The following is a 26288-nucleotide window of genomic DNA, read 5'->3' on the forward strand; positions in this document are numbered from 1 at the left end:
GGAGCGTACTTTACCGCAAGGCGGGCACCACGTGCCGGGCCCCGGCCGCCGCGCACCCGCCGTCCGTCAGCGGATGACGGCGGGTCGCGGCGTTCGGGGCGCCAATTAGCCGCGCGGGGGCTCGCCTTCGCGTGACGGACGATGCGATGCGGAGGGACGCTCGACGCCATGCGCGGGGACTTGCGCTCCCTCTGGCTTGCGTTCACGCGGCGCAGGCTGCGGACGTTCCTGCGGTTGCGGGTGCGGCACCACCTGCGGTGGCTGCTGCGGCCGAACGGGGACCTGCGGATGGTCCGGTTGAGGCTGCGGTCTCGGCGCGGCTTGCTGACGCTCGATCTGCGGCTGCGGTCTCGGCGCGGCTTGCTGACGCTCGATCTGCGGCTGCGGACGAGGTTGCGGCTGCGGCTGCGGCTGAGGATGCGCCATCTGCGGTTGCGGCCGAACGGGTTGCTGGGGCGCTTGCGGCTGTGAGTGCGACTGCCACTGCTGCGGTCGACGCGATGCTCCGGCCGCATCCGGTTGAACACGCTGCGGCTCGGGCGACGCCGCGGGCGTCTGCGGGGATGGGCGATTCCGCTGCATATCCCGTTGCGCCGCGTCGTGCCCAGGCTGAGGCACCGCCTGCGGGGCTTCGCCTCGCACGGCAGGTTGCCCCGGCATCATCACGCCCGGCGGGTGTGGCACGCCGGACGGCACCGTCTGTCCACCCCGGACTGGCGGTTGGGACTGCGGCGCGAACTGCCCCGGACGACTCTGATAAACGCCACGCCCTGGCACCCCGGGTTCTCCCGGGCCCCCGGCACTCCAGGTACCCCCGAGCGCCCCGGCACTCCCGGCACTCCCGGCACTCCCGACACCCCTGGCCCCCTGGCATGCCCGGCGCTCCCGGCGTTCCCGGCGTTCCCGGCGCAGTCTGCATCGGCGGTACGGCGTGGGCCGGCGGTGGCCCCCCATGCGCCGATTCCGCGCCCATGGCCTTGACGGGCGGTTGCGCGCGCGTTGCACCCGCCGCTCCGTTCTCCGCACCGACCGGCCCGTGCGTGTCGACCACCGTTACACGCGGCTGCACACGCCCCTGCGGGTTCGGCCCCGTCGACCTGCCGCTCTGGCGTGGTTGCGCGTTCTGGCCGAACGTCAGCGGTGCGCCACCGGCATTCGGCACCGCGTGCAGCGTGCTCGTGAGTTCACGCGACGGCATGGCGCGACCGACCGGCGCACGCGTGGCCAGCACCTGCCGGTTGAACACGCCGGCCGGCGGCGTGACCGGCGCCGGGCGACTGTTGCCAAACACGCTCTGCTTCACCGGTGCGACGCCCGGCGTATTTCCGATACGCCAAGTCTGTCCAGCGCGCGGGGCGGCCAATGCCACCGGCGCGCCGACCCTCCGGCCCTGCACGAACGCCTGTGCCGGCATCGTCGAGACAGCGCCGCGCACATTACGGTTCACATAAACATTGTTGACGTGGATATTCGTGACGTTGGTCGTCTGGATCACCGTCGATCGATTGATATTGGTGACATACGACGCGCTGGCGCGATACGCCGGACGGTACGCGTCGTGCGGACCCAACGCAAACCACGCGAGTCCCGCGCCCCCTGCCGCAAACGTGATCCCCCATGCGTTTCCGCCGCTGTTGCCGCTGACCCAGCCGACCAGCGCCGGGGCGTACACCGGACGCACCGCGACCGGCCCCGGCACCCAGCACCAGCGTGCGTCGACATAGGCCCACCGTCCGTAGTGATAGGGCGCGAAGCCCCACGGCGCATCGTCGACCCAGGTCCATCCCCACGGGTCGACCCAGGCCCAATGGCCCGTGCGATACGGCGCCCAGCCCGTCGGCACGTCCGACGGCACCCAAACGGCACCGTAGCCCGGGGTCTCTTGCCACTCGCCGTAGTCGTCCAGGCTTTCGAAGCCGGTCATGTCGCGCGACACATAGCGCGCGGAGATCGAGCCCTCCTCGCGCGCGTCTCGCTGGCGCACCCATTGGTCGAACCCATCGGCCACGAGGGGCCCGGCCGACTGCTGCGTCAGATTCTGGCCCACAAAGGCCACCCGTTGGCCCGATTGCAACAGTACCGACGCGCCTTGACCGTAGACGGTCGCCGCCCCGCGCCAGACGCTCACGGTCGTCACCCCGCCCGGATCGACATCTAGACGATACTCCCCGGCCTGTTGCGGGACGAACGCCAGGTTGGGCGTGTCGATCTCGTAAGGCTGGTTCGGATCGAAAGCCCTCAAATGCAGACCGACCGTACCCTGCGTTACGTTCAGTTGCACATTCTGGTCGGTCACGGCCGAGAGAACGACGCTCGTGGACGCCCCCATGCGAACCGCCGTGCCGCCCACATGCATCTCGGCGCGGCTGTTGCGCTCGACCCAGACGGCATCGCCCGTGGTGAGCGGCCGGTTGCGATCGGCATAGCGCCAGTCGCTGGTACCTGCGGGGGCGTACGTGACGGTGCCGTCGAATGCATTCAGACGCGCCACTCGCCCCGGGGGATCGGCGCTCTGTGCCTGCGCCAGCGCGGGAAGTCCTGCCGCGCCAAGGGCGCCGAGCGCGAGCCCGACGCCAAGACAGCGAACCACCGTCCGCCAGGAAATCAGGGATTTCATAGACACTCCGGGCACTGTCCGGTGCACGCGCCAAGCGTTGTCTCGGTCGCACCACCTTGTTGATCTGTCCGAATCCTTCGGCGAACGCCGTGACGACGGCTTCGCCACAAGTGACGCTTCAAGCGTAAGACGGCCGTGTGTGACAGCGTGTAAAGGAATGCTACGGGGGTGTAACGAGAGGGGGCGTGGGGGACCCGGGACAATACGCGAGACGTTACGCCTGGCGACGCGCAGGCTGGGGCGTCACGCTGCCCCCGCCGCCTAATGCTGGCTGAGCGCGCTGGAAAGCAGCTTGGCCGTGATGTCGACGATGGGAATCACGCGCTCGTAGGCCATGCGCGTCGGGCCGATCACGCCCAACGTGCCGACCACTTCGCCATCGACTTCGTACGGTGCCGTGATGACCGTCATTTCTTCGATCGGGACGAGGCTCGACTCGCCGCCGATGAAAATCTGAACACCCTGCGCCCGGCTCGACACGTCGAGCAGCTGCAGCAGGCCGGTCTTGGACTCGAACACGTCGAACAGCTTGCGCAGTCGCGCCATGTTCGACGACAGGTCCTCCACGCCCAGCAGATTGCGCTCACCCGAGATCAGCAAGCTCTCGCGCGAGGTATCGGCCATGGCGTCGCTGCCCGCCTGAACGGCCGCCTGCATCAAGGCACTCATGTCGGAGCGCAGGGCATCGAGTTCGCCGCGCAAGCTGGCGCGCACCTCATCGAAGCTTTGGCCGCCGAAATGGGCGTTCAGGTAGTTCGCCGCCTCGACCAGTTGCGCCGGGGAGTGATCCTTTTCCGTCAGGATGATGCGGTTCTGCACGTCGCCGTCGGGGGTGACGATGATAAGCAGCACGCGCTTTTCGGACAGTCGCAGGAATTCGATCTGCCGAAAGATCTGGCTGCGGCGCGGCGTCAATACCACGCCCGCGAACTGCGAGAGATTCGACAGCACTTCCGCCGCCGAGGCGACCAGTTGCTGCGGCCCGGCCGGCTGCAACCGGGTCTGCACCTGCGACGCCAGCTGATGCACGGCATCGCCGAGCGGACTTACCGTCAGCATGGTGTCGACGAACAGCCGGTAGGCGCGCGGCGTCGGAACACGACCGGCCGACGTATGCGGGCTGGCCACGAAGCCGAGCGCCTCGAGGTCGGCCATCGCATTGCGGATGGTCGCCGGAGACAGATCGAGCCCGGAGTATCGCGATAGCGTGCGCGACCCCACCGGCTGGCCATCGGCGATGTACCGTTCGATCAGGGTTTTGAGTAGCGTTTGCGCACGTTGATCTAGCATGGCGAAAATTGTAACGCGAAATGTACAAGCACGGCGTGCGGCAAACCCCGAGGGGCCGGCAAGGCCGCGCGTGCCGATGGTTGCTGTCATCGACTTATGGTGTAATGGCGGCATGAAAACAGGGAGCCCTTTCAAGACCGTGGCGCTCGTCGGGAAATACCATGCCGACGGCGTTGCCGAACCGTTGCTCACGCTGGCGGCATGCATCGCCCAGCGAGGACATCACGTCATCTTCGAGCGTGATACGGCGCACAACATCGGCGCGGCCGCCGACCCCTACCGCCCCCTCGATATTCAGGAAATCGGTACGCAGGCCGATGTGGCGGTGGTCATCGGTGGTGACGGAACGATGCTCGGCGTGGGCCGCCAGTTGGCCGCCGCGAAGGTGCCGCTCATCGGCGTGAACCATGGACGCGTCGGTTTCATCACCGACATTCCGCTCGACGAGATGCGTCAGGTCGTGCCGGCCATGCTCGAAGGGCATTTCGAAGCCGAGCAGCGCACCCTGTTGGCCGCGCGTATCGAGCGCGACGGCCAGACGCTGTTCGAGACGCTCGCGTTCAACGACGTGGTGGTGAACCGCTCGGGCATCTCGGGCATGGTCGAGCTGCGTGTCGATGTGGACGGCCGCTTCATGTACAAGCAGCGCTCGGACGGCCTGATCGTCGCCACGCCCACGGGCTCGACCGCCTATGCGCTCTCGGCCACCGGCCCGATCCTGCATCCGCGACTTGGTGGCGTGGTGCTCGTGCCGATCGCCCCGCACGCGCTCTCGAACCGCCCGATCGTGCTGCCGGATTCGAGCGATATCGTCATCACGATCACCGGCGGGCGCGAGGTCGGCGCCAACTTCGACATGCAGTCGTTTGCCGAGCTGCGTCAGGGCGACCGCATTCTGCTGGGCCGCTCCGAACATCAGGTGACGTTCCTGCACCCGGTCGGCTACAACTATTACGCGACGCTGCGCCGCAAGCTGCACTGGAACGAGCATATCTCCGACGAAGATTCGTCGCAGACCTGACTTCACGCCCTACCCGACCGCCCATGCTACGCAGTCTCTCGATTCGCGATTTCGTGATCGTCGATCGTCTCGACCTGGAATTCTCCGCCGGCTTCACCGTGTTCTCGGGGGAGACCGGCGCGGGTAAATCGATTCTGATCGACGCGCTGGCGCTGGCCATGGGCGAGCGCGGCGACACCAGTATGGTGCGCGCCGGACAAACGCGCGCCGACATTACCGCTGAGTTCGCCGCCGACGCCGAGGCCCGCCCCGATCTCGAAGCCTGGCTGCAGGCGCAGGCGCTCACGCTCGAAGAGCACGGCGGCGTGCTGCTGCGCCGCGTGCTCGACTCGGGCGGTCGCTCGCGCGCCTTCGTCAACGGCACGCCCGCCACCCTCGCCCAACTGCGCGAACTCGGCGAGATGCTCGTCGACATTCACGGGCAGCACGCCCATCAGCAGTTGCTGCGGCCCGACGCACAGCGCCGCCTGCTCGACGCCCATGCCGGCGCCACCGCGCTCGCGTCAGACACGGCGGCGGCGCACAAGGAATGGCGGCGTCTCGTCAAACGTTGCGAGGAAGCCCACGGGCGCGACCGCGAGCTACAGCTCGAGCGCGAGCGTCTCGAATGGCAGACATCCGAACTCGACAAACTCAATCCGCAGGAAGGGGAATGGGACGACGTGAGCGCCGAGCATCGCCGCCTGTCGCACGCCGCCAGCCTCATCAACGGCGTGCAAGGCGCGCTTGACGTGCTCGCGGAAGCGGATGGCGCGCTCGTCCCGTCGCTCGGTCACGTGGTGCACCAGATTCGCGAACTGGCCGAGATCGATGCCGGGCTGGCCGACGCACTGGCCGCGCTGGAGCCGGCCGAGATCCAACTTCGCGAAGCCGTGCACTCGCTCACGCATTATGCGCAACGCATCGATCTCGATCCGGAACGTCTGGCCGTGGTCGAGCAGCGGCTCGAGGCGCTGCACTCGGCGGCCCGCAAGTTCCGGGTCACGCCCGAGCAACTGCCCGCCGAGCAAGCTGAACGCCGTGCCCAGTTGGAAGAGCTGACCGCGTCGCAGGACACGGCCGCCATGCAGGCGGCCGCCGACGCCGCGCACGCAAGCTATCTGACGCTGGCGGCCACCTTGTCGAAAGCACGCGCGGCGGCCGCGGCGTCGCTCTCGCGGGAAGTCACGCGCGCCATGCAGGACCTCTCGATGCCGGGCGGACGCTTCGAGGTCGCCCTGAGTCCCACGCCGGAGCCGCAGTCGTTCGGTCTGGAGACGGTCGAGTTTCTTGTCGCCGGTCACCCCGGCGTGCCCACGCGGCCGCTGGCCAAGGTGGCGTCGGGCGGTGAGTTGGCGCGCATCAGCCTGGCGTTGCAGGTGATCGCCAGCAGCGTGAGCCTCACGCCGACCCTGATTTTCGACGAAGTCGATTCGGGCATCGGCGGCGCCGTGGCCGAAGTGGTCGGCCGTTTGCTGCGGGAACTCGGTCAGGGGCGGCAAGTGTTGTGCGTCACCCACCTGCCTCAGGTCGCCGCGCTCGGCCACCAGCATCTGCGCGTGAAAAAACGCAGCGACGGCGATTCGACGATGAGTGAAATCGAGCCGCTCGGTCGCACGGAGCGCGTCGAGGAGATCGCGCGAATGCTCGGTGGCGTCGAGATCACCGCCACCACGCGCAAACACGCGCGGGAGATGCTCGCGCTCTGAGCGCGCACGTTGCCCCCACCGCGCGCCGATCGCTCGCAGGGCAATCACGGGCTCACGGGCGGCGATGCATCGTCCGCCCGTGAGCGTCGTCAAACCGGCCCGGCGCTCGCGAACACCGAATCCCACAGCGCCATGACGGCGTCGCGCTCGGCCGCCACGTCACTGGCCGGCACGCGGGCCGCTTCCACCCCATCGAGCCGCAACTTGTGCTGGCGTTTGCGATAGATCCGATAAGCAGCCGCCGCACCGTCCGCAAGCGTCGCATCGATCAGCCCGAGTTGCGCCGCCTCGCGCAACAGCGCGATGTTGCCGGCATTGCGGAGCAGCGCCGAATGCGCCCCCGAATGCAGCAGCACCAGGTACTGCACGGTGAACTCGATATCCACCATGCCCCCGCGATCGTGCTTCAGATCGAACAGCGGCGTCGGGTTCGGATGCCCCTCCAACACCTTGCGCCGCATCGACACAATTTCCTGGGCAAGCGGTAGCGCCTCGCGGGGCGTCGCGAGCACCTGCGCGCGGATCGTCTCGAACGTCGCGCCAATCGCCTCGTCCCCGGCACAGAAGCGAGCCCGCGTGAGCGCCTGATGCTCCCAGACCCACGCGGTGTTCGCATTGCCCTCGCGGAACTGGTACTGGCGGAAGCTCTCGACGCTCGTCACCAACAAGCCCGACAAGCCGTTCGGCCGCAGCCGCAAATCGACGTCGAAGAGCGTGCCCGCGCCGGTGTGCGTGGTGAGCCAGGTCACGAAACGGCGAGCGAGCGCGGCATAGGCGTCCGGCGCGCGGTCGTCATCGTCGTCGTAAAGGAAGATCAGGTCGAGGTCGGACACATAGCCCAGTTCCTTGCCGCCGAGCTTGCCATACGCGATGACCGAGAACCGCGGGACCTCGCGGTGGCGCGTGGCCACGTGCTGCCAAACGGTCGAGATCGTCACGTCGACAATGATGTCCGCCAGTTCCGAGAGCCTGTCGCCGATCGCCTCGACCGACAACGCGCCCTGCAAATCGAGCAGCAGGATGCGGAATACCTCGGCGTGATGCGCGCGCCGCAGAATGTCCATCTGCACTTCGACGTTGCCGGCCGCGCCCGACGCGTTCAGGCTCAACAGCAACTGTGTTTTGAAAGACGCCCAGTCGAACGGCGCGGCGAGCGCTTCGTCGTCGAGCAGCTCGTCGAGCAATTGCGGGTGACGGATCAGGTAGCCTGCCGCCCAACGCGAGCCGGCCAGCACCTTGACGACGCGCTCCAGCGCGCGCGGATACTCGGTGAGCAGCGCCAGATACGAACTGCGACGGCTGATGGTCGAGAGCAGGTCGAGCATGCGCGCGAGCACGGCGTCGGCCTCGCCCGTGCCCGCCGCGCCTTGCACGGCGCGCTGCACCAGTTGATCGAAGCGGCGCCGGCTGGTTTCGCCCAGCGCCTTGTAGCGCGACGACGTCCAGACGGCGCGTAGCCGGTCGAGGGCGCCGTCGGCGTCGGTGAAGCCCAGGCGCGCGAGCTGATCGCCGAGATCGCCCGTCTGCGTCTCGTCGGCCAGACATTCGCTCCACAATTCCGGCGGACATTCGCAATCGCCTGCGCCCGACGCTGCCTTGCGCCCACTGCCGCCGGCCTTGTCCGCGAAGATCTCGTCGAACTGCGCGGCGACGAACTCGCGATGCTCGTCGAGCACCGTCATGAAGCTCGCCTCGTCGGGGAAGCCCATGGCGCGCGCCACCGCGAGACGATCGTCGCCGGAGGCCGGGAGGATGTGCGTCTGCGCATCGTCCAGATACTGAATACGGTGTTCGAGCTTACGCAGGAAGACGTAGGCGTTCGCGAGTTCGTCGGCCACATTCTGGGCGAGCCAGCCGCGCCGCGCCGCCACGCCCAGCACGGCGAGCGTCGGCCGCACGCGCAGTTCGGGCTCCTGCCCGCCCCGAATCAGTTGGAACACTTGCGCGGAGAACTCCACTTCGCGAATGCCGCCGCGCCCGAGCTTGATGTCGTTGATGCGTGCCGGCTTGGCGCGCGCGCGGCGCTCCGCCTCGTGACGAATCTGCTCGTGCAGCGCGCGAATCGCGCCGATCACCCCGTAATCAAGGTAACGGCGGAACACGAACGGCTGGACCAGTGCCGCGAGCAGCCGCTCGGTGCGCTTGCCGGGTTCGCTCGCCACCTCCGACACCAGCCGCCCCTTGATCCACGCGTAGCGCTCCCACTCGCGCCCCTGCACGTAGAAATACTCTTCGAGCATCGGCAGGCTGCAAACGAGCGGCCCGGAATCGCCATTGGGACGCAGGCGCATGTCCACGCGGAACACATAGCCGTCCGGCGTGAGTTCGGAAATCATGCCGATCAGCTTGCGACCGAGCTTGGTGAAGAATTCATGGTTCGAGAGCGAACGCAAGCGGCTCGCCGCCGCCGGATCGGCATCGTCAGGCGCCGACGTATCGCCGTCGTCTTCATAGACGAAGATCAGGTCGATGTCCGACGAGACGTTCAATTCGCGTCCGCCAAGCTTGCCCATGCCGACCACGGCGAGCGTCTGTCGCTGCCCTTCCGCATTGCGCGGCACGCCGTGGATGGCTTCGAGGTCGCGCGAGAGGACCGTGATGCCCGCCTGGATGGCGAACTCGGCGAGGGCCGTCATGGCTTCGGTGACCTCGGCCAACTCGGCGCGACCGTCCAGATCGCGCTGCATGACGGCGCACAGGGCTTCCGCGCGCAGCACGCGCAGCGCGCGGGCGAGGCCCGCCTCGTCGACGCCCGAGACCCCTGTGGCTTGCTCGGGCGGCGATAGCTGCGTGCCGGTGATGGCTTCGAAGCGACGGGCGAGCCAACGCGCGTCCACAGGGTGCTCGGCCAGGGCGGGCAATGCCTCGACAAGCGCGGGACGGCTCGCCAGCATGCGCGCCGCGTAGCGCGAGTAGGACGGGATATCGATGGGATTTTCGGATGAACTCACTGGCGGGGTTCCGGTCATCAATGAGATTGAAGAGACTTTCGAAGGCTTACCCGTGCGCGATGAAACGCCGGATCACACGTCTGTTTCTCCTACGGCCGGGCCGTCGGGCGGCCTTGGGCTTGTGTTACAGTCTTTGCCACAGAAACTACCACATTCCCTCGTAGACGCGCAGCATGACCGACCGTAAGCCGCCCGCCTCGTCCACCGGCAACCGGTCCTGGTTCTCGTCACTGCCGCGTGGCTTGCGACTGGGCCTGGAATGGCTGCTGGCGCTCGTCGTCATCGCCTATTTCGGACTCGGCGCCGTCGTCCTCACAACCCGCTACGTCATCCTGCCGCGCGTGTCGGACTACCGAGCGCAGATCGAAGCGGCCGCCTCGCGTGCCATCGGCCTGCCCGTCACCATCGGCCGCATCGATGCCGTCTGGCACGGCTGGCACCCTTACCTGACGCTCGAAGACGTTCGCATCACGCGCCGCGCCCCCGCCGCGCGCGCGCCCTCGCTCAGCGCTCGAACGACACCCGCGACACCCGCGACACCCGCAGCACGCCCCTCGCCGGACACGCCGCCCGGGGCGCCACCGCCCGCCGAGCCCAGCCTGACGCTCCACCGCCTCGATGCGGTGCTCTCGTGGACCAGCCTGATCCACCTCGACGTGCGCCTGTCGAACCTCACGTTGTCCGAACCCGATCTCACCATCGAACGCCTCACCGACGGTTCGATTCTCGTCGCGGGCATGCCGGTGACCGGCGGCGCCGCGACCGACTCGACCGCCGCCGACTGGCTCATGCGTCAGTCGCGCGTCGTGATCCGCAACGGCACCTTGCGCTGGCGCGATGCCACGCGCAACGCACCCGACGTCGTCGTCACGCAGGTCAACGCCATGCTGCGCAATCGCGGCTTCGACCATCGATTCGGCATGCAGGCGACGCCGCCGACGGGCATCGTGGCACCGCTCGACATTCGGGCACGATTCACGAATCCGCTGTTTGCTCGCCCCGGCGAAGTCAAACGGTGGCGCGGTCAGCTCTACGGCGAGGTCGGCACGCTCGACCTGACCGAACTGGCCCGCTACGTCGACTTGCCGGGCAAGGGCACGCGCGGTCGCGTTGCCGCGCGGGCGTGGGTCGATTTCGACAATGCGGCGATCACGGGGGCAACGCTGCGCGCCGCGGGAGCGAATACGTCGGTGCAATTGGCCGACGATTTGCCGGCGCTCACCTTCGACGCCACGCAGGGCCGGATCGACGTGACCCGCGTAACGCCCCACGCCGACGCCGGCTGGCAACTGCGCGCCCGCGATCTGACATTGCAAGCCGCGGGCCGCCCGACGCTCGACGTGCCCGATCTGCGCGGCACCTACGCGCCGGGCACGAACGAGCACGGACTGCACGCCACCTTTGCGGGCCAGCGCTTCGACATCGGCGCCGCGATGGCGCTCGTGCCATCGCTGCCGCTCGCCCCGCAGACGCGCGACGCGCTCGCGAGTTTCCAGCCACGCGGCCGACTGGCCAATTTCGACATCAGCTACCAGGCCCCCAAGCCGCACGGCCCGGGCAACTGGCGCGACCTGCCGGGGATCCGGCAACTGCCGCCCGAGCGCGAACGCTATCGGGTGGTCGCCGACTTTGAAGATCTTGGTGTCGACAGCGCACCGAGTGAGCATCCGCCGGCGCACCCGGGGTCGCCCAATGCGGGACGCCCGGGCTTCGCCAATCTGAGCGGGCACATCGACGCCGATCAGTCGCGCGGCAGCCTGACCCTCAACGCGAAGCACGCCGCGCTCGACTTTCCGGGCCGCTTCGACCAGCCGCGCATCGATCTCGATACGCTCACCGCGCGCACGTCGTGGCGCGTCTCGCACTCGGCGACGCAACGCGACGCCCCGGCGGACGTCGAGGTGCGCGTGGACGCCCTGCACCTGCAGAACGCCGAATTGACGGGCGATGTGACCGGCACGTGGCGTAACGGCGGCAAGGGCAACGGCATCGTCGACCTGAAGGGCAACATTGTGCGCGCAAGCGCCAGCGCGGTGCCGCGCTATCTGCCGACCGACATCGGCGCGAGCGTGCGCGATTATCTGCAACGCGCGCTGCTCGCGGGCACCGTGCAGAACGCGCCCTTCGCGGTACAGGGCGATCTCGACGACTTCCCTTACGGCAAGGGCGGCGGCAAGTTCCGCATCGACATTCCGCTCGTCGACGTCACCTTCAACCCGTCACCGCTGCGCCCCGGCCACACGGAAGTCTGGCCGGCCTTTGACAAGGTGCGCGGCAATCTGCGCTTCGACGCCGACAAGCTGCACATTGCCATCGACAGCGCCACAGTCTTCGGCGTCACGCTCACCCAGGTGGCGGGCGACATCAACGACATCGGACAGGACGATTCCGTGCTCACCCTCAAGGGCGACGCGCGCGGCCCGGCGGCCGACTTCGTGAAGTACCTGAATGGCAGCCCGGTGGGGCACTGGATCGGCGACTTTACCGACGAAACACGCGCGAGCGGCACCACACAGCTCGCGATGCAGTTGTCCATGCCGCTCGATCACACCGATCGGTCCAAGGTCACGGGCCGCGCGCGCTTCCTGCGCAACGACATCACATTGCTCAACGGTCTGCCGACCTTCGGCGCCGTGGACGGGGAACTCGCGTTCACCGAGCGCGGTATTTCGCTCGACAATCTGCGCGGCACGTTCCTCGGCGGCGACGTGCGCGCGTCCGGCGGCAGTCGCAGCGACGGCACCATCGCGCTGAACATTGGCGGCACGTTGAGCGCGCAAGGTCTGCGCGACAATCAGGACAGCGCGTCGCTGGCGCAACTGGCCAAGCGCATGACGGGCGGCACGCCCTATTCGGCAACGGTCACGGTGCGTCAAGGCATGACCGAGGTGGCGGTCCAATCCACGCTCGTCGGCCTGGCCGTGAACCTGCCCGCCCCGCTCGGCAAGCGTGCGGAGGCCTCGTTGCCCGCACGCTTCACGCTGCGTCCCCAGCCGAATCCAGGCGGCCGTCGCATCGATACGCTCGACTTCGCCGTCGGCAGCGTTCAAGGCAATTACGTGCAAGCGCGTAGCGGGGGAAGCACCGGGAGCCCCGCGCGCATCGAAGTGCTGCGTGGCGGCATTGGCATCAACCAGCCCGTGCCCGCCCGCGCGAGGGCGTTCAGGCAGCCGCCCAGTTCGATACGCTCGACGTGGACGCCTGGCGAAGCGTGATCGCGTCGCTCACCAGCGACGCCAGGACCGCCAACGCGCCAGCCCCCCAAAGCGCCCCGGGCACGCCCCCCGCCCCGGCGGGGACGCCTGGCGCGGCCACGACGGCGCGCGACGAGTTCGGCGCGCTCACGCCCTACCTGCCGACGCGTCTCGCCCTGCATGCCAAGCAGGTGCGCCTGATGTCGCGCCAGTGGCCGGAACTGGTGGTGGGCGCCCAGCGCAGCGATCGCGACTGGCAGGTCAGTCTGGCGTCCGACCTCGTTTCCGGCTTTGCCGAATGGCATGCGCCCGATGCGAAGAACCCGTCGGGCACGCTGCGCGCGCGGCTCGCGAAGCTGGTGATCCCGCGCGAGGACCACGGCAACGATGTGCTCACGCAAGTGCTCGATGAGCCGAGCGACGAGTTCCCGGCCATCGACGTCGTGGCCAATGAGTTCGTGCTTCGCGACAAGCCGTTGGGCCGGCTGCAATTGAACGCACACAACGATATCGAGGACGGCGTGCCCGTGTGGCAACTCACCCAACTCTCGCTCAGCAACAGCGCCGCCACGCTCAACGTCAAGGGCAACTGGCGCACCTCGCGTCGCCGCGCAGCGCCCGCGGGGAGCGACGACGTGCCGCGCCGCACCGTGCTCGACTTCAATCTCGACGTGAAGGACGCGGGTGGCCTGCTCGACCGCCTGGGGCTGCCCAAGACCGTCAAGGACGGCTCGGGGACGGTCTCGGGCCGCTTCGGTTGGCGAGGCGGTCCCGACGCGATCGACTACCCGACGCTCGGTGGCCGTGTCACGATCGATCTCAAGCGCGGGCAGATCCTGAAGGCCGACCCCGGACTGGCCAAGCTGCTGGGCATTTTTTCAGTGCAGACACTCGCCAAGTTCCTGACGTTCAATTTCAGCAGCGTGATCGGCAGCGGCCTGCCGTTCGACAGCATCGACGGGAACGCCACGATGCAGGGTGGCGTGGCCAACACCACCGATCTGACGATCAATGCCAATGCCGCGACCATCAGGATCGACGGTCATACCGACCTCGCGCGCGAGACGCAGGACCTGACCGTGCTGGTGCTGCCAAAGATCAACGCGGCGTCGGCGTCGCTCGCGTGGGCGATTGTCAACCCGGCACTGGGCATCGGTTCGTTTTTCGCGCAACTGGCGCTGGGCGAGCAGCTTTCGCGCACGCTCTCGACGACCTACCATGTGAGCGGATCCTGGGACAACCCCGTCATCGAACAAGCCGACGGCAATAAGAGTAAGATCGTGCCATCCCCGGAAGCGCTGCCCGGCGCGCAAAACAGCGCGCAGCCGTCCGGCATGCGCGGCCACTGAGGGCATTTCCGAGATGCCTGAGACGTTCGGTTTGCACCATATGCCGCTCTATTCGCCAGAAATGCCGGAGACACGGTTTCGCGCCGCCTCCCCCCATGACATGACGAGTCCCGACACACCGTCTACCGCACAGTCCACCGCCGCGCCGGCGTTGCCATACGGACATTTGAAGCGCGCCTTGCCGGGGTCTTTGATGGCCGCATGGGCCGGTTGGGTAGCGACGCCCTGCGTTTTCCCGAGTTGCCCCGTGCCATGGGCGACGGTACGCTCGGCGTCGTACCCGCGGCCCCTGGCGGCCACGGGCCATCGCGCATCATTGCCACGTGCTGGCGTGCGCGCGGGGCGGCCTGGCGCGCTGCAGGGTTGATTTCGCTATCTCCGCCCTCATCTATCGAACATATTTCCTTGGCCTGACACCGCATGAAAATCATCGACACCGGCATCCAGAACCTGGCCACGGCCCGCGAGCTGCTGCTCACGCCGTACGGCCTTGACGAAAGCCACCTGCAACGCGCACTGGGCGACATCTTCACGCACCGCGTGGACTACGCCGACCTGTACTTCCAATACACGCGCAGCGAAGCCTGGAGCCTCGAGGAAGGCATCGTCAAATCGGGTTCGTTCTCGATCGATCAAGGCGTGGGCGTGCGTGCCATCGTGGGCGACCGGACTGCGTTTGCCTACTCCGACGATATCTCCGACATCGCGCTCAAGGACGCCGCCGCGGCCACGCGCAGCATCGCCACGGCCGGACGCGGGCGTGTGAAGGTCGGTAGCAAGCTCTCGAATACCAGCGGGCACGGGCTGTACCTGCCGTCCGATCCGCTCGCCTCGCTCGACGCGAACGGCAAGGTGGCGTTGCTCGAACGCATCGAAAAGCTCGCGCGCGCACGCGATCCGCGCGTGTCGCAAGTGATGGCGGGGCTGGCCGGCGAATACGACGTCGTGCTGGTCGCGCGCAGCGACGGCGTGATCGCCGCCGACGTGCGTCCGCTGGTGCGCGTGTCGGTCACGGTCATCGTCGAATCCAACGGCCGCCGTGAAATGGGCAACAGCGGCGGCGGTGCGCGTTTGGACTACGCGTTCTTCACCGACGATCTGCTCGAAAAGTACGTCAAGGAAGCGGTCGACGGCGCGATCGTCAAGCTCGACGCCCGCCCGGCACCGGCCGGGGCGATGACCGTCGTGCTCGGGCCGGGCTGGCCCGGCGTGCTGCTGCACGAAGCCATCGGCCACGGCCTGGAAGGCGACTTCAACCGCAAGGGCTCGTCGGCCTTCTCCGGACGCCTCGGCGAGCGTGTTGCCGCCAAGGGCGTCACGGTGGTCGACGACGGCACACTGTCCAACCGCCGCGGCTCGCTGAACATCGACGACGAAGGCAATCCGACGCAGTGCACCACGCTCATCGAAGACGGGATTCTGCGCGGCTATATGCAGGACAGCCTGAATGCGCGTCTGATGAAGATGCCGGTCACGGGTAACGGTCGGCGCGAGTCGTACGCCGCACTGCCGATGCCGCGCATGACCAACACTTACATGCTCGGCGGCGACAAGGATCCCGAGGAAATCATCGCGTCGGTCAAGCGCGGGTTGTACGCCGTGAACTTCGGCGGTGGCCAGGTCGATATCACCAACGGCAAGTTCGTGTTCTCGATGTCCGAGGCCTACATGATCGAGGACGGCAAGATCACGTACCCGGTCAAGGGCGCCACGCTCATCGGCAACGGGCCCGAATCGCTCAAGGACGTCACGATGATCGGCAACGATATGTCGCTCGACTCGGGCGTGGGCGTGTGCGGCAAGGAAGGCCAGAGCGTGCCGGTAGGCGTCGGTCAACCGACGCTGCGCATGGAGAACATGACGGTCGGCGGCACGGCCTAAGGCTGGCGGCGCATGCCATGTCACGCGTCGGATGGCGCACCGCAAAAAATGCGTCAAGCATAGCAAAGCGCCCGGCTCAAACCGGGCGTTTTCGCGTGCTTTTCGATAAACACGATTATTCGATGCAATTTGATGGCTTTAAATACGTAAAATCCGCGTGTTTTCCGGCCGATTAGCGGCCCCTGCGGTTGCGGCGTCATTCGATTAGGCGTATAAAGTGATTCCAGTGCACGGCAAATGCGTGCAATGCAATGTTGAACACATCTCTCATGACCGCCCATCCGTCTTACTTTTATTTTTTTGCGATTCTCACACCGCTGGCGGAAGGAGAGGGGCAGTTGCAGCAGTAAGCACCGAAACGAATCCTGAAAAACCGCCAGACAGCCTGGCGGTTTTTTTTTGACCCGAATCCCGAGAAACGAACCGCAGTTCGAACTGCGCAGGAGAAATGCCATGCCTCCCCACAACACCGATGATGTCCGTATTCGCGAACTCAAGGAACTGACGCCGCCGGCGCATCTGATTCGCGAATACCCATGCTCGGACAAGAGCGCGGACCTCATCCATCGCTCGCGCGGCGCCATCCACCGCGTGCTGCACGGCATGGAAGACCGTCTCGTCGTCATCATCGGCCCCTGCTCGATCCACGATCCGAAAGCCGCGATGGAATACGCCGCGCGCCTGGTCGAACAGCGCGAACGCCTGAAAGGCGAACTCGAAATCGTGATGCGCGTGTACTTCGAGAAGCCGCGCACGACGGTGGGCTGGAAGGGTCTGATCAACGACCCGCACATGGACAACAGCTTCAAGATCAACGACGGTTTGCGCCTCGCGCGCGACCTGCTTGCCCAGATCAACGAACTGGGGCTACCCGCCGGCACCGAGTACCTCGACATGATCAGCCCGCAGTACATCGCCGATCTCGTGTCATGGGGCGCCATTGGCGCGCGCACGACCGAATCGCAGGTGCACCGCGAACTGGCATCGGGCCTGTCGTGCCCGGTCGGGTTCAAGAACGGCACCGACGGCAACGTGAAGATTGCCGTCGACGCGATCAAGGCCGCGTCGCAGCCGCACCATTTCCTGTCGGTGACGAAGGGCGGCCATTCGGCCATCGTGTCGACCGCGGGTAACGAAGACTGCCATCTGATCCTGCGGGGCGGCAAGACGCCGAACTACGACGCCGCCAGCGTGCAGACCGCCTGCGACGACATCGCCAAGTCGGGCCTGGCCGCGCGCGTGATGATCGACGCATCGCACGCCAACAGCCAGAAGAAGCATGAAAACCAGATCCCGGTCTGCGAGGACATCGCCCGCCAGATCGCCGGCGGCGACGACCGGATCATCGGTGTGATGGTCGAGTCGAACCTCGTGGCCGGGCGTCAGGACCATGTGCCCGGCAAGCCCCTGACCTACGGCCAGAGCATCACCGATGCCTGCATCGACTGGGAAGACAGCCTGAAGGTGCTCGATACGCTGGCCGATGCCGTGCGGGCTCGCCGTCTGGCACGCGGCGCAGGTAATTGATGGGGCGGGCGGCCGGTGGCCGCCCGCTCTGCCTGCCTCCCCGCGCTCCCCGCCGCTCCACCCTCCCCGCAAATTCCCGCGGGCCTGGGGCGCGGTCAGCCGGTCGCGTCGTGGTTATGCGTTGCCTTCGGACCGATCGCGCCGCCACAGCACGTCAGTGCCGCCACCGGCCCGATTGAGCACTCGGGAAAGGACGAACATCAGGTCGGACAGGCGATTGACGTACTGACGCGGCGCGGGGGCCACCGTCTCCTCGACGCCCAGCGCCACCATGGCCCGTTCCGCCCTTCGCGCAACGGTCCGGACCACGTGCGCCAGCGCTGCCGCGCGCGTGCCGCCCGGCAGGATGAACTCCTTGAGCGGCGGCAGATCGGCGTTGTAATGCGCCAGCCAGGCGTCGAGCCTGGCCACCTGGGCATCGCCGATCAGCGTGTGACGTGGCATGCTCAGTTCTCCGCCGAGATCGAACAGATCGTGCTGAATGTCAAGAAGCACGGCGCGCACGTCCGGCGGCAAGTCTTCACACAGCAGCACCCCGAGGTGCGAATTGGTCTCATCGATCTCGCCGATGGCGACGATACGCGGGCTGAACTTGTCCACGCGCGCGCCGTCCCCGAGGCCAGTCTTGCCGCCGTCGCCCGTGCGCGTGACGATCTTGCTCAAACGATTCCCCATCTTCTGCTCTCTACCCCTTGCGGCACCGCTTTCCCCGCCAGCACGCAATCCGGCTGCGGGGGCCACTTGCCTTCATCGATTGAAATGCGCCGCGCAGGCCCCGGATGGCCACTTTTCGGGCGATTCCGATGGCGCGCATTGGCGGCAAGTCCGTATGATATGACGCAAAGGGTGGGGAAAAACGCCGCCACAGCGTAAAATCCCCGCTCATAAGGCGTCAGGGCATGTGCACCGAAGTATTGTCGTTCCACCCCATGCCCGAGACCCCGCCACCGATTTGGAGCCTGCCACCGCCGACCGGCGCTGGCCGCCCGGAGACCCGAAGGAGAAAGCCGTGAATCATCCCCACCTGCCGTTCGCCGCCAAGCGGGCGTTCCCCGACGTGCTGCTCACCGAGCTCCAAGCACTGCTGGGCGAGCGCGTAAGCACGCAAGCGGCGCTGCGCGAACATCACGGCCGGGACGAGTCTCCGTTCGACCCCATGCTGCCCGATGCCGTCGCCTTCGCGCATAGCACCGACGAGGTGTCGCAGATCGTCAAGCTGTGCGCCAAATACAACGTCCCCATCATTCCGTACGGCGCGGGCTCGTCGCTGGAAGGTCACCTGCTCGCGGTCGAGGGCGGCCTGTCGCTCGACCTCTCGGAAATGAATCAGGTCGTCTCGATCAACGCCGAAGACCTGACCGTCACCACGCAGCCGGGCATTTCGCGCAAGGCGCTCAATGAAGCACTGCGCGACACCGGCCTGTTCTTCCCGATCGACCCGGGTGCCGACGCCAGCATTGGCGGCATGTGCGCCACGCGCGCGTCGGGCACCAACGCCGTACGCTACGGCACGATGCGCGAGAACGTGCTGGCATTGACTGTCGTGCTCGCGGACGGCCGCGTGATCCACACCGGCACGCGCGCCCGCAAGTCCTCGGCCGGCTACGACCTGACGCGCCTGTTCGTCGGCAGCGAAGGCACGCTGGGCATCATTACCGAGGCGACGGTGCGTCTGTATCCGCAGCCCGAGGCCGTGTCGGCGGCGATCTGTGCGTTCGCCACCATGACGGATGCCGTGAACTGCGTCATTCAGACGATTCAGCTGGGTGTGCCGGTCGCTCGCGTCGAGTTCGTCGATGCGCTGGCCGTGCGCGCCATCAACAAGCATTCCAAGCTGACGCTGCCCGAGACCCAAACGCTGTTCTTCGAATTTCACGGCAGCGATGCGGGCGTGAAGGAGCAAGCGCAAACCGTCGAGGAACTGGCCAAGGACAACGGCGGTACCGGTTTCGAATGGGCCACCCGCACCGAAGACCGCAACCGTCTGTGGAGCGCGCGGCATAGCGCGTACTTTGCAATGCTGCAACTCAGGCCAGGCTGCCGCGCGGTGACCACGGACGTTTGTGTGCCGATCTCGCGTCTGGCCGAGTGTGTGGGCGAAACCGAGCAAGACCTGCGAGCATCGAGCTTGCCCTGCCCGATCGTGGGTCACGTGGGCGATGGCAATTTCCACGTCGCTATCCTCATTGACCCAACCAAGCCTGAAGAGATCGAGGAGGCCGAACAACTCAACCAGCGCATCGTCGAGCGAGCGATTCGCATGGGCGGCACATGCACTGGCGAACATGGCGTGGGCCTGCACAAGATGGGCTTCCTCGTGACCGAGCATGGCGAAGGCGCGATCGACGTCATGCGGGCGATCAAGACTTCGCTCGATCCGCACAATCTGCTCAATCCGGGCAAGATTTTCCAGCTGCACCCGGCGATCTGAACGTCGCATGAACGCCCCCGCCACCCCGCAAGGTCAATCCGGCCCGCTTCCGGCGGGTGCCGCGACCGAGAACGCCGACGCCCTGAACACGCGACAGCGTCACTTGCTCGATGCGCTCGCGCAGATCCTGCCGCCGCATTGCATTCTGCATCGACGCGAAGACACCACACCGTACGAGTGCGACGGTCTCGCGGCGTATCGTCGCGTGCCGCTCGCCGTCGTGCTGCCCGAGTCGGAATCGCAGGTGCTGCGTATTCTGCAGGCGTGCCATCAGCTCGGCATCCCGGTCGTGCCGCGCGGCGCGGGCACCAGCCTGTCCGGCGGGGCGATGCCCATCTCCGACGGCCTGGTGCTCTCGCTTGCCAAGTTCAAGAAGATCGTCGAAGTCGATCCCTATGCGCGTACTGCCACGGTGCAGCCAGGCGTTCGCAATCTGGCGATCTCGGAAGCCGCCGCACCTTATGGCCTGTATTACGCGCCTGATCCGTCGTCGCAGATCGCCTGCACCATCGGCGGCAACATCGCGGAGAATTCCGGCGGCGTGCACTGCCTGAAGTACGGGTTGACCGTGCACAACGTGCTGCGCGTGCGCGCCATCACGATGTCCGGCGAGGCCATCGAATTCGGCTCGCTCGGCCCCGATGCGCCGGGACTGGACCTGCTGTCGGTCTTCATCGGCAGTGAGGGCATGTTCGGCGTGGTCACCGAAATCACCGTCAAGCTGGTGCCCAAGGCGCAGACGGCACAGATCATCATGGCGAGCTTCGACGACGTGGAGACCGGCGGCAACGCCGTGGCCGCGATCATCGCGGCGGGCATCATCCCGGCGGGCCTGGAAATGATGGACAAGCCGGCCACCCAGGCCGTCGAGTCGTTTGTCCACGCCGGTTACGACCTTGAAGCGGCCGCCATCCTGTTGTGCGAGTCGGATGGCACACCGGAAGAAGTCGCCGAGGAAATCATGCGCATTTCCCACGTGCTGCGCACGTCGGGCGCGACACGGCTGCAGATTTCCCGCAGCGAAGAAGAGCGTCTGCGCTTCTGGTCGGGACGCAAGAACGCATTCCCCGCGGCCGGGCGCATATCGCCGGACTATTACTGCATGGACGGCACGATTCCGCGCCGTGCGATTGGGACCTTGCTCAAACGCATCGAAGGTCTGGAACAACAGTACGGATTGCGCTGTATTAACGTCTTTCACGCGGGAGACGGCAATATGCATCCGCTCATTCTTTTCAACGGCAACGACCTCGACGAGTGGCACCGCGCCGAGGCGTTCGGCAGTGACATTCTCGAAGCCTGTGTCGAACTCGGCGGCACGATCACAGGTGAGCACGGCGTGGGCATCGAGAAGATCAACTCGATGTGCGTCCAGTTCTCGCCCGACGAGCGCGACGCGTTCTTCGGGGTGAAGCGTGCCTTCGATCCGGTCGGGCTGCTCAATCCCGACAAGGGGATACCCACGCGCGCGCGTTGCGCCGAATACGGCAAGCTGCATGTGCGTGGCGGCCTTTTACCGCATCCCGATCTGCCGAGGTTCTGACATGCGAGCGCTGTCGGAATGGCTGCCACACGATTGGCGGCAGCGGCTCTACATCATCATCTTCGAGGCCGACACGCGCGAAGGGCGGCTCTTCGACATTGCGCTGCTCATCGCCATCGTGCTGTCGGTACTCACGGTCATCGTGTCGAGCGTGCCGGCCGTTCAAGCCACGGCCGCGTTGCCGATGGCGATCCTCGAGTGGTTCTTCACGCTGCTCTTCACGGCCGAGTATCTGGCGCGGCTGCTCAGTGCGCACCGGCCGCTGCGTTACGCGCTGTCCTTCTATGGCGTCATCGACCTGCTCGCGATCCTGCCGACCTACCTGGCGATTCTGGTGCCCGAGCTGCACGGCCTGATCGACGTACGCCTGCTGCGCCTGATGCGCGCATTCCGGATTCTCAAGCTCACGGCGTATGTGAACGAAGCCGGCGTGCTCAGCATTGCGCTCTACAACGCGCGCCGCAAGATCCTCGTGTTTCTCGGGTTCATCTCGATCATCGTAGTGATCTTCGGCACGCTCATGCATATCATCGAGGGGCCGGAGCATGGCTTCACGAGCATTCCTGTCGGCATCTACTGGGCCATCGTCACGCTCACGACCACTGGCTATGGCGACGTAGTGCCCGTCACCGCACTGGGCAAGGCGATCACTGGCTTCGTGATGTTGCTGGGCTACAGCGTGATTGCGATTCCCACCGGCATCATGGGGGCCGAAATTCATTCGGCAATGCGCAAGAAGGCGATCACCACGCGCACCTGCCATCAGTGCCACACCGAAGGGCACGACCCCGACGCCCGCTACTGCAAGGATTGCGGCAGCGAGCTGGGGCCTTATCAATCCGACCTGCCACCGCCGCCAGAACCCAGCTGATGACCGATACGAACGACACTCTCGAGCACTTCCGCGCCGTCATCGAGCACGCCACGGCGCACCGTGCGCCCCTCCAATTGCGGGGGGCGGCACCAAGGCGTGGTACGGCCAGCAACGCGTGGGCGACGTGCTGGACACGCGCGACTACAGTGGCATCGTCGCCTACGACCCGGCGGAACTGGTCATCACCGCCCGCTGCGGCACGCCGCTGGCCGACATTGAAGCGGCGCTCGCCGAACGCAATCAGTTGCTGCCGTTCGAGCCGCCCTACTTCGGTCACGGCGCGACCCTCGGCGGTGCGGTGGCCGCAGGGCTTGCCGGGCCGCGCCGCAGCGCCGTGGGCGCCGTTCGCGACTTCGTGCTCGGTGCCAAATTGATGGACGGTCGGGGACATGTGCTGAACTTCGGCGGGCAGGTCATGAAAAACGTCGCCGGTTACGACGTCTCGCGCATGCTCGCCGGTTCGCTCGGCACGCTGGGCCTCATTCTCGAGGTGTCGCTCAAGGTGCTGCCTCAACCGTTCGCCGAGCTGACGCTGCAATTCGAAATGAACGCCATCGACGCCGTGCGCAAGCTCAACGAATGGGGAGGGCAACCGCTGCCGATCACCGGCAGTGCGTGGCGCAACGACTTGCTGGTGATTCGTCTGGCGGGCGCGTCGGCGGGGATCAAGGCCGCGCGCGTAAAGATGGGCGGGGAGTTGGTCGACGCCATTCATGCGGCCAAGTTCTGGCACGCCATCCGCGAGCAAACCGACAATTTCTTTGCCGACGCAGGGCCGGGGCAGGCGCTGTGGCGCCTGGCGGTGCCTTCGACGGCCGAGCCGCACCGGCTGCCGGGCAAGCAACTTATCGAGTGGGGCGGCGCACAGCGCTGGTGGATCACCGACGCCGACGCGCAAATCGTGCGCTCGGCGGCACGGCAGGACGGCGGGCACGCTACGCTCTTCCGCTACGGCGAACCTGGCGTGGGCGTCTTCACGCCGCTGCCCGCGCCGGTCATGCGCATTCACCGCAATCTGAAGTCGGTGTTCGACCCCGCCGGCATCTTCAATCCGGGACGGATGTATCCGGAGTTCTAAGCAGGATGCCCCCGCGGGGCGCCAAGTCGGGCAATCTCGCGCTCGGTGCGCTCAACGCTTCGTGTCGAGCAATCGCGCGATCTCGGAGGCGAGGGTGCGCACCGCCGCGTCGACCTCACGCGTGAACGGCTGCCCGCCGTTGATGCGCAGGAAGTGGTCGTAGCGTCTCGAGTTGGAAAACAGGCTACCCGGCGCTACGCGAATCCCCTTGGCGAGCGCGGCGTCGAACAGTAACTCCGAGCTGACACCGCCCGGCATCTCGACCCACAGACTCAATCCGCCGGCGGGCAACGTCAGTCGCGTGCCCGCAGGGAAGTAGGTCGCGATCGCTTCGGCCATCGCCGCACGATGCTCGCGCAACTGGGCGCGCAAATGCCGCAGATGGCGGTCATAGCGCGGCGAGTCGATGAACTCGCCCATCGCGATCTGGGCGAGCGCTTCGTTGGGGCGCGTCTGCGCGTACTTCAACATCTCCACGCGCCCCTGCCACTTGCCGCCCGCGATCCAGCCCAGGCGCATGCCCGGCGCCAGCGTCTTGTGCAGCGATGCGCAATGAATCACGTTACCGGTCGTATCCCAGGAACGAACGGCGGCAGGCACATTGCCGTCGTCGCCGAGCGCCGAATAGGTGTCGTCTTCGATAATCGCAATCCCGCGCGACGCCGCCCACGTCACAAGCCGTGCCTTGTGCGAATCCGGCATCACCGACCCGAGCGGATTCTGGAAATGCGGCACGACGATGATCGCCTTGATGTTGTCGTAAGTCTCGCTCGCCAGTTCGAGCGCTTCGAGTGAAATGCCGGTCTGCGGACTCGTGGGAATTTCGAGCGCGCGCATGCCCATGCTCTCCAGCGTCTGCAACAGCGCGTAATACGTGGGCGACTCGACGGCAACCACGTCGCCCGCGCCTGCCACCGCACGCAGCGCCAGATTGATCGCCTCGATACAGCCATGCGTGACGACGATCTCCTCGGGATTGATGTTCATGCGCGCTTCCAGCGCTCGCCGCGCAATCGCCGCGCGAAAACGGGCTTCGCCACCGCCAGGCGGCGGGGTGCCATAGAGCATCGGGTGATCGCGCAACGCCCGAATCGTGGCCTGGCGCAACGCGTTGACCGGATAGAGCGACGGCGAACCGTGGGCCACGGCGAGGTTGATCTTGACGTCCGCTTGAAGCCCTCGCGCGAGGATCGACGACACACGCTGGTTGATGCCCACGTATTGCAGCAGATCGGGCATCCACGGCCGCGGCTCAGCCACGGGTACGAGACTCGCCCGCGCAGGTGCGCGCACGAAGTAGCCCGAGCGGGGACGCGCCTCGAGCAAGCCCTGCGCCTCCAGGTGACGGCACATCTGCAGCGCCGTCGACAAGCTGACCTGATGACGCTCCATCAACGTGCGAACACTCGGCATGCGGTCGCCCGGCGCGAGCGTACCCGCGTCGATGGCATGTCGATAGTGACCCGCGAGTTGGCGGTAGAGGGGCACGCGCTCCTGCGGGACTGTTACGGGTGGGGGCGTCGGAACGTCCGAGGTCAGCGGTGTGTCGTCCGCGGCAGCGAGAGGGAGAGTGGCGGCATCCATGCGCAGATGATCGTGCATCGCACGTGACCATAACAGATACAGATTCAGCGATTCTTGATCGTAACAGATTGCCGGGGGCCATTCTGTTGCGGGCGAAACCGGGCAACTGTGTGCCTACCGGAGCGGCGCGGCGGCCGATAGGCTGTCCTTACCCGTTCAACGCCCCGGAGTCCCACATGGCCAAGCCCCCCTTCCCCCCGCCGTCTGCACTGCCTTCGCTGTCTGCCCTGCGCCCTGACGCCAGTCTTGCGCGAAGTCACGGCGAGGCCACCTCGCCAGGAGAACGCGTTGCCCTTTCTCGTGCGCCCTCCCATCCGGCCGGCATGGACGGCGCCACGCCCGGCAAGCGAGCGTTCCCCCTCGCGCTGGCGCGTGGGCAAGCGTTTCATGCGTATGCGAGCCGTGGCACGGTATTCCATGTCCAGCGAGGTCAGGTGGTGGTCAGCCTCGCGCCGCGCTGGCTGTCGGGGGAGGTCTGGCGAGATGCCATCGCGCTGAGTGCCGGGCAGGTGTACGTGGTGGAGACGTCCGGCTGGCTGGCGCTGACCAGCGACGCCGGCGCGCAGCTTGCACTGCGCGAGGGGGCGAACTCAGCAGGTCGTCTTGCCGAGCCGCGAGGGTACCTCGTGCGTCAATGGCAGCAGATTCTCAAGCGCTTCGGGTGTTGAGCCGATCCGTGCGATGGTCTGTCCGGGGCGACCCGGTCAGGCCACGGCGCCGCTCAACCGGGGAGCCGTTTCTCGATATCGGCGCGAATGTCCTCGGGCTTCGCCGTCGGGGCATAGCGCGCCACGACCTGCCCCGTTGCATCCACGAGGAACTTCGTGAAATTCCATTTGATTGCCTTCGTGCCCAGCACACCGGGCTTCTCTCGCGTGAGGTAGGCATAGAGCGGCGCGGCGTCAGGCCCTTTGACGTCGACCTTGGCGAACATCGGGAACGTGACGTGAAAACGCAGATCGCAGAAGCTGCGAATGGCTTGCGCGTCGCCCGGCTCCTGCTTGCCGAACTGATTGCAGGGGAACGCGAGGACTTCGAACCCGCGTGGGCCAAGCTGTTCGTATAGCGTTTGCAGCCCGGCGTACTGCGGCGTGAACCCGCACTCGCTCGCCGTGTTGACGATGAGCAGCACCTTGCCGCGATACTGGGACAGACTGACGGTCTCGCCCGCGAGCGTCTGGACGGAAAAATCGTAAACGGTCTGCGAAATCGCGCTCATCTCTGGCTCCGAGTGATGGTTGGCACCGCGCAGTCTGCCAC

The 26288-nt window shown here is 66.6% G+C and carries 17 protein-coding genes and 1 pseudogene; 11 read left to right on the plus strand and 7 right to left on the minus strand.

Annotated elements, in window-relative coordinates; genetic code table 11:
- Positions 1-202 precede the first annotated feature (202 nt).
- Together DRB87_RS23125 and hrcA are read right to left on the minus strand one after the other, a co-directional pair.
- Complete coding sequence (locus DRB87_RS23125; protein WP_165385209.1) at positions 203-2617, minus strand: DUF6600 domain-containing protein; 2415 nt, start codon at positions 2615-2617, stop codon at positions 203-205.
- Positions 2618-2878: 261 nt separating this feature from the next.
- Entirely contained in the window at positions 2879-4021 is a 1143-nt protein-coding gene (gene hrcA, locus DRB87_RS18120) for a heat-inducible transcriptional repressor HrcA (RefSeq protein ID WP_085982686.1), read from the minus strand.
- Between hrcA and DRB87_RS18125 the strand changes: the two genes are divergently transcribed.
- Complete coding sequence (locus DRB87_RS18125; protein ID WP_130026886.1) at positions 4020-4928, plus strand: NAD kinase; 909 nt, start codon at positions 4020-4022, stop codon at positions 4926-4928. The genes hrcA and DRB87_RS18125 overlap by 2 nt on opposite strands.
- A 23-nt stretch (positions 4929-4951) precedes the next feature.
- Complete coding sequence (recN, locus tag DRB87_RS18130; protein WP_130026887.1) at positions 4952-6616, plus strand: DNA repair protein RecN; 1665 nt, start codon at positions 4952-4954, stop codon at positions 6614-6616.
- Positions 6617-6705: 89 nt separating this feature from the next.
- Here the strand turns inward: recN and glnE are convergent, their stop codons facing one another.
- Positions 6706-9585, minus strand: coding sequence for a bifunctional [glutamate--ammonia ligase]-adenylyl-L-tyrosine phosphorylase/[glutamate--ammonia-ligase] adenylyltransferase (gene glnE, locus DRB87_RS18135; protein ID WP_130026888.1), 2880 nt, complete (start codon positions 9583-9585; stop codon positions 6706-6708).
- A gap of 155 nt (positions 9586-9740) precedes the next feature.
- Between glnE and DRB87_RS18145 the strand changes: the two genes are divergently transcribed.
- The 3 genes from DRB87_RS18145 (at position 9741) to tldD (ending at position 15991) form a co-directional block, all read left to right on the plus strand.
- Positions 9741-12782, plus strand: a complete 3042-nt coding sequence (locus tag DRB87_RS18145) for a YhdP family protein (protein WP_165385357.1) — start codon at positions 9741-9743, stop codon at positions 12780-12782.
- Entirely contained in the window at positions 12761-14110 is a 1350-nt protein-coding gene (locus tag DRB87_RS18150) for a YhdP family protein (protein WP_130026891.1), read from the plus strand. Before DRB87_RS18145 ends, DRB87_RS18150 begins: the two co-directional genes overlap by 22 nt.
- A 420-nt stretch (positions 14111-14530) precedes the next feature.
- Positions 14531-15991 carry a metalloprotease TldD gene (gene tldD, locus DRB87_RS18160; RefSeq protein ID WP_017235819.1) on the plus strand — a complete coding sequence of 487 codons (1461 nt, stop codon included), beginning with the start codon at positions 14531-14533 and terminating at the stop codon, positions 15989-15991.
- Between the two features lie 53 nt (positions 15992-16044).
- Here the strand turns inward: tldD and DRB87_RS18165 are convergent, their stop codons facing one another.
- Positions 16045-16446 carry a hypothetical protein gene (locus tag DRB87_RS18165; protein WP_130026892.1) on the minus strand — a complete coding sequence of 134 codons (402 nt, stop codon included), beginning with the start codon at positions 16444-16446 and terminating at the stop codon, positions 16045-16047.
- On the opposite strand from DRB87_RS18165, the gene aroG reads away from it, so the two are divergent.
- The gene (gene aroG, locus DRB87_RS18170; protein WP_017235820.1) at positions 16445-17518 is read left to right on the plus strand and encodes a 3-deoxy-7-phosphoheptulonate synthase AroG; all 1074 of its coding nucleotides are present in this window, start codon (positions 16445-16447) and stop codon (positions 17516-17518) included. The two genes, DRB87_RS18165 and aroG, sit on opposite strands and share 2 nt — an antisense overlap.
- A gap of 114 nt (positions 17519-17632) precedes the next feature.
- Here aroG and DRB87_RS18175 read toward each other — a convergent pair whose 3' ends face one another.
- Complete coding sequence (locus DRB87_RS18175; protein WP_130026893.1) at positions 17633-18193, minus strand: cob(I)yrinic acid a,c-diamide adenosyltransferase; 561 nt, start codon at positions 18191-18193, stop codon at positions 17633-17635.
- A gap of 334 nt (positions 18194-18527) precedes the next feature.
- Between DRB87_RS18175 and DRB87_RS18180 the strand changes: the two genes are divergently transcribed.
- The 4 genes and pseudogenes from DRB87_RS18180 to glcE form a co-directional block, all read left to right on the plus strand.
- A complete protein-coding gene (locus DRB87_RS18180) occupies positions 18528-19949 on the plus strand; it encodes an FAD-binding oxidoreductase (protein WP_130026894.1) in 1422 nt (473 codons plus the stop codon).
- A 7-nt stretch (positions 19950-19956) separates the two neighbouring features.
- Positions 19957-21492, plus strand: a complete 1536-nt coding sequence (locus tag DRB87_RS18185; RefSeq protein ID WP_240756054.1) for an FAD-linked oxidase C-terminal domain-containing protein — start codon at positions 19957-19959, stop codon at positions 21490-21492.
- Position 21493: 1 nt separating this feature from the next.
- A complete protein-coding gene (locus DRB87_RS18190; protein ID WP_130026895.1) occupies positions 21494-22363 on the plus strand; it encodes an ion transporter in 870 nt (289 codons plus the stop codon).
- A gap of 76 nt (positions 22364-22439) precedes the next feature.
- Positions 22440-23444, plus strand: a pseudogene (glcE, locus tag DRB87_RS18195) (glycolate oxidase subunit GlcE); the annotation flags it as partial.
- Positions 23445-23495: 51 nt separating this feature from the next.
- On the opposite strand, the gene DRB87_RS18200 reads toward glcE, so the two are convergent.
- On the minus strand, positions 23496-25028 hold the full coding sequence (locus DRB87_RS18200; protein ID WP_370363108.1) for a PLP-dependent aminotransferase family protein: 1533 nt from the start codon (positions 25026-25028) through the stop codon (positions 23496-23498).
- A gap of 176 nt (positions 25029-25204) precedes the next feature.
- On the opposite strand from DRB87_RS18200, the gene DRB87_RS18205 reads away from it, so the two are divergent.
- A complete protein-coding gene (locus tag DRB87_RS18205) occupies positions 25205-25696 on the plus strand; it encodes a hypothetical protein (RefSeq protein ID WP_130026897.1) in 492 nt (163 codons plus the stop codon).
- Between the two features lie 53 nt (positions 25697-25749).
- On the opposite strand, the gene DRB87_RS18210 is transcribed toward DRB87_RS18205, so the two are convergent.
- A complete protein-coding gene (locus DRB87_RS18210) occupies positions 25750-26247 on the minus strand; it encodes a glutathione peroxidase (protein ID WP_130026898.1) in 498 nt (165 codons plus the stop codon).
- Positions 26248-26288: the final 41 nt, after the last annotated feature.

It is taken from the genome of Pandoraea sp. XY-2, from assembly GCF_004193915.1.
Taxonomy (GTDB): Bacteria; Pseudomonadota; Gammaproteobacteria; order Burkholderiales; family Burkholderiaceae; genus Pandoraea; species Pandoraea cepalis.

What these genes read in the sequence shown, in the direction of transcription:
- recN (WP_130026887.1), top strand. Translation starts at nt 4,952, where the DNA reads ATGCTACGCAGTCTCTCGATTCGCGATTTCGTGATCGTCGATCGTCTC.
- DRB87_RS18185 (WP_240756054.1), top strand. Translation starts at nt 19,957, where the DNA reads ATGAACGCCCCCGCCACCCCGCAAGGTCAATCCGGCCCGCTTCCGGCG.
- DRB87_RS18200 (WP_370363108.1), bottom strand. Translation starts at nt 25,028, where the DNA reads ATGGATGCCGCCACTCTCCCTCTCGCTGCCGCGGACGACACACCGCTG.
- DRB87_RS18190 (WP_130026895.1), top strand. Translation starts at nt 21,494, where the DNA reads ATGCGAGCGCTGTCGGAATGGCTGCCACACGATTGGCGGCAGCGGCTC.
- glnE (WP_130026888.1), bottom strand. Translation starts at nt 9,585, where the DNA reads ATGACCGGAACCCCGCCAGTGAGTTCATCCGAAAATCCCATCGATATC.
- DRB87_RS18175 (WP_130026893.1), bottom strand. Translation starts at nt 18,193, where the DNA reads ATGGGGAATCGTTTGAGCAAGATCGTCACGCGCACGGGCGACGGCGGC.
- DRB87_RS18210 (WP_130026898.1), bottom strand. Translation starts at nt 26,247, where the DNA reads ATGAGCGCGATTTCGCAGACCGTTTACGATTTTTCCGTCCAGACGCTC.
- tldD (WP_017235819.1), top strand. Translation starts at nt 14,531, where the DNA reads ATGAAAATCATCGACACCGGCATCCAGAACCTGGCCACGGCCCGCGAG.
- DRB87_RS18145 (WP_165385357.1), top strand. Translation starts at nt 9,741, where the DNA reads ATGACCGACCGTAAGCCGCCCGCCTCGTCCACCGGCAACCGGTCCTGG.
- DRB87_RS18165 (WP_130026892.1), bottom strand. Translation starts at nt 16,446, where the DNA reads ATGGCATTTCTCCTGCGCAGTTCGAACTGCGGTTCGTTTCTCGGGATT.
- aroG (WP_017235820.1), top strand. Translation starts at nt 16,445, where the DNA reads ATGCCTCCCCACAACACCGATGATGTCCGTATTCGCGAACTCAAGGAA.
- DRB87_RS23125 (WP_165385209.1), bottom strand. Translation starts at nt 2,617, where the DNA reads ATGAAATCCCTGATTTCCTGGCGGACGGTGGTTCGCTGTCTTGGCGTC.
- hrcA (WP_085982686.1), bottom strand. Translation starts at nt 4,021, where the DNA reads ATGCCGCCATTACACCATAAGTCGATGACAGCAACCATCGGCACGCGC.
- DRB87_RS18125 (WP_130026886.1), top strand. Translation starts at nt 4,020, where the DNA reads ATGAAAACAGGGAGCCCTTTCAAGACCGTGGCGCTCGTCGGGAAATAC.
- DRB87_RS18205 (WP_130026897.1), top strand. Translation starts at nt 25,205, where the DNA reads ATGGCCAAGCCCCCCTTCCCCCCGCCGTCTGCACTGCCTTCGCTGTCT.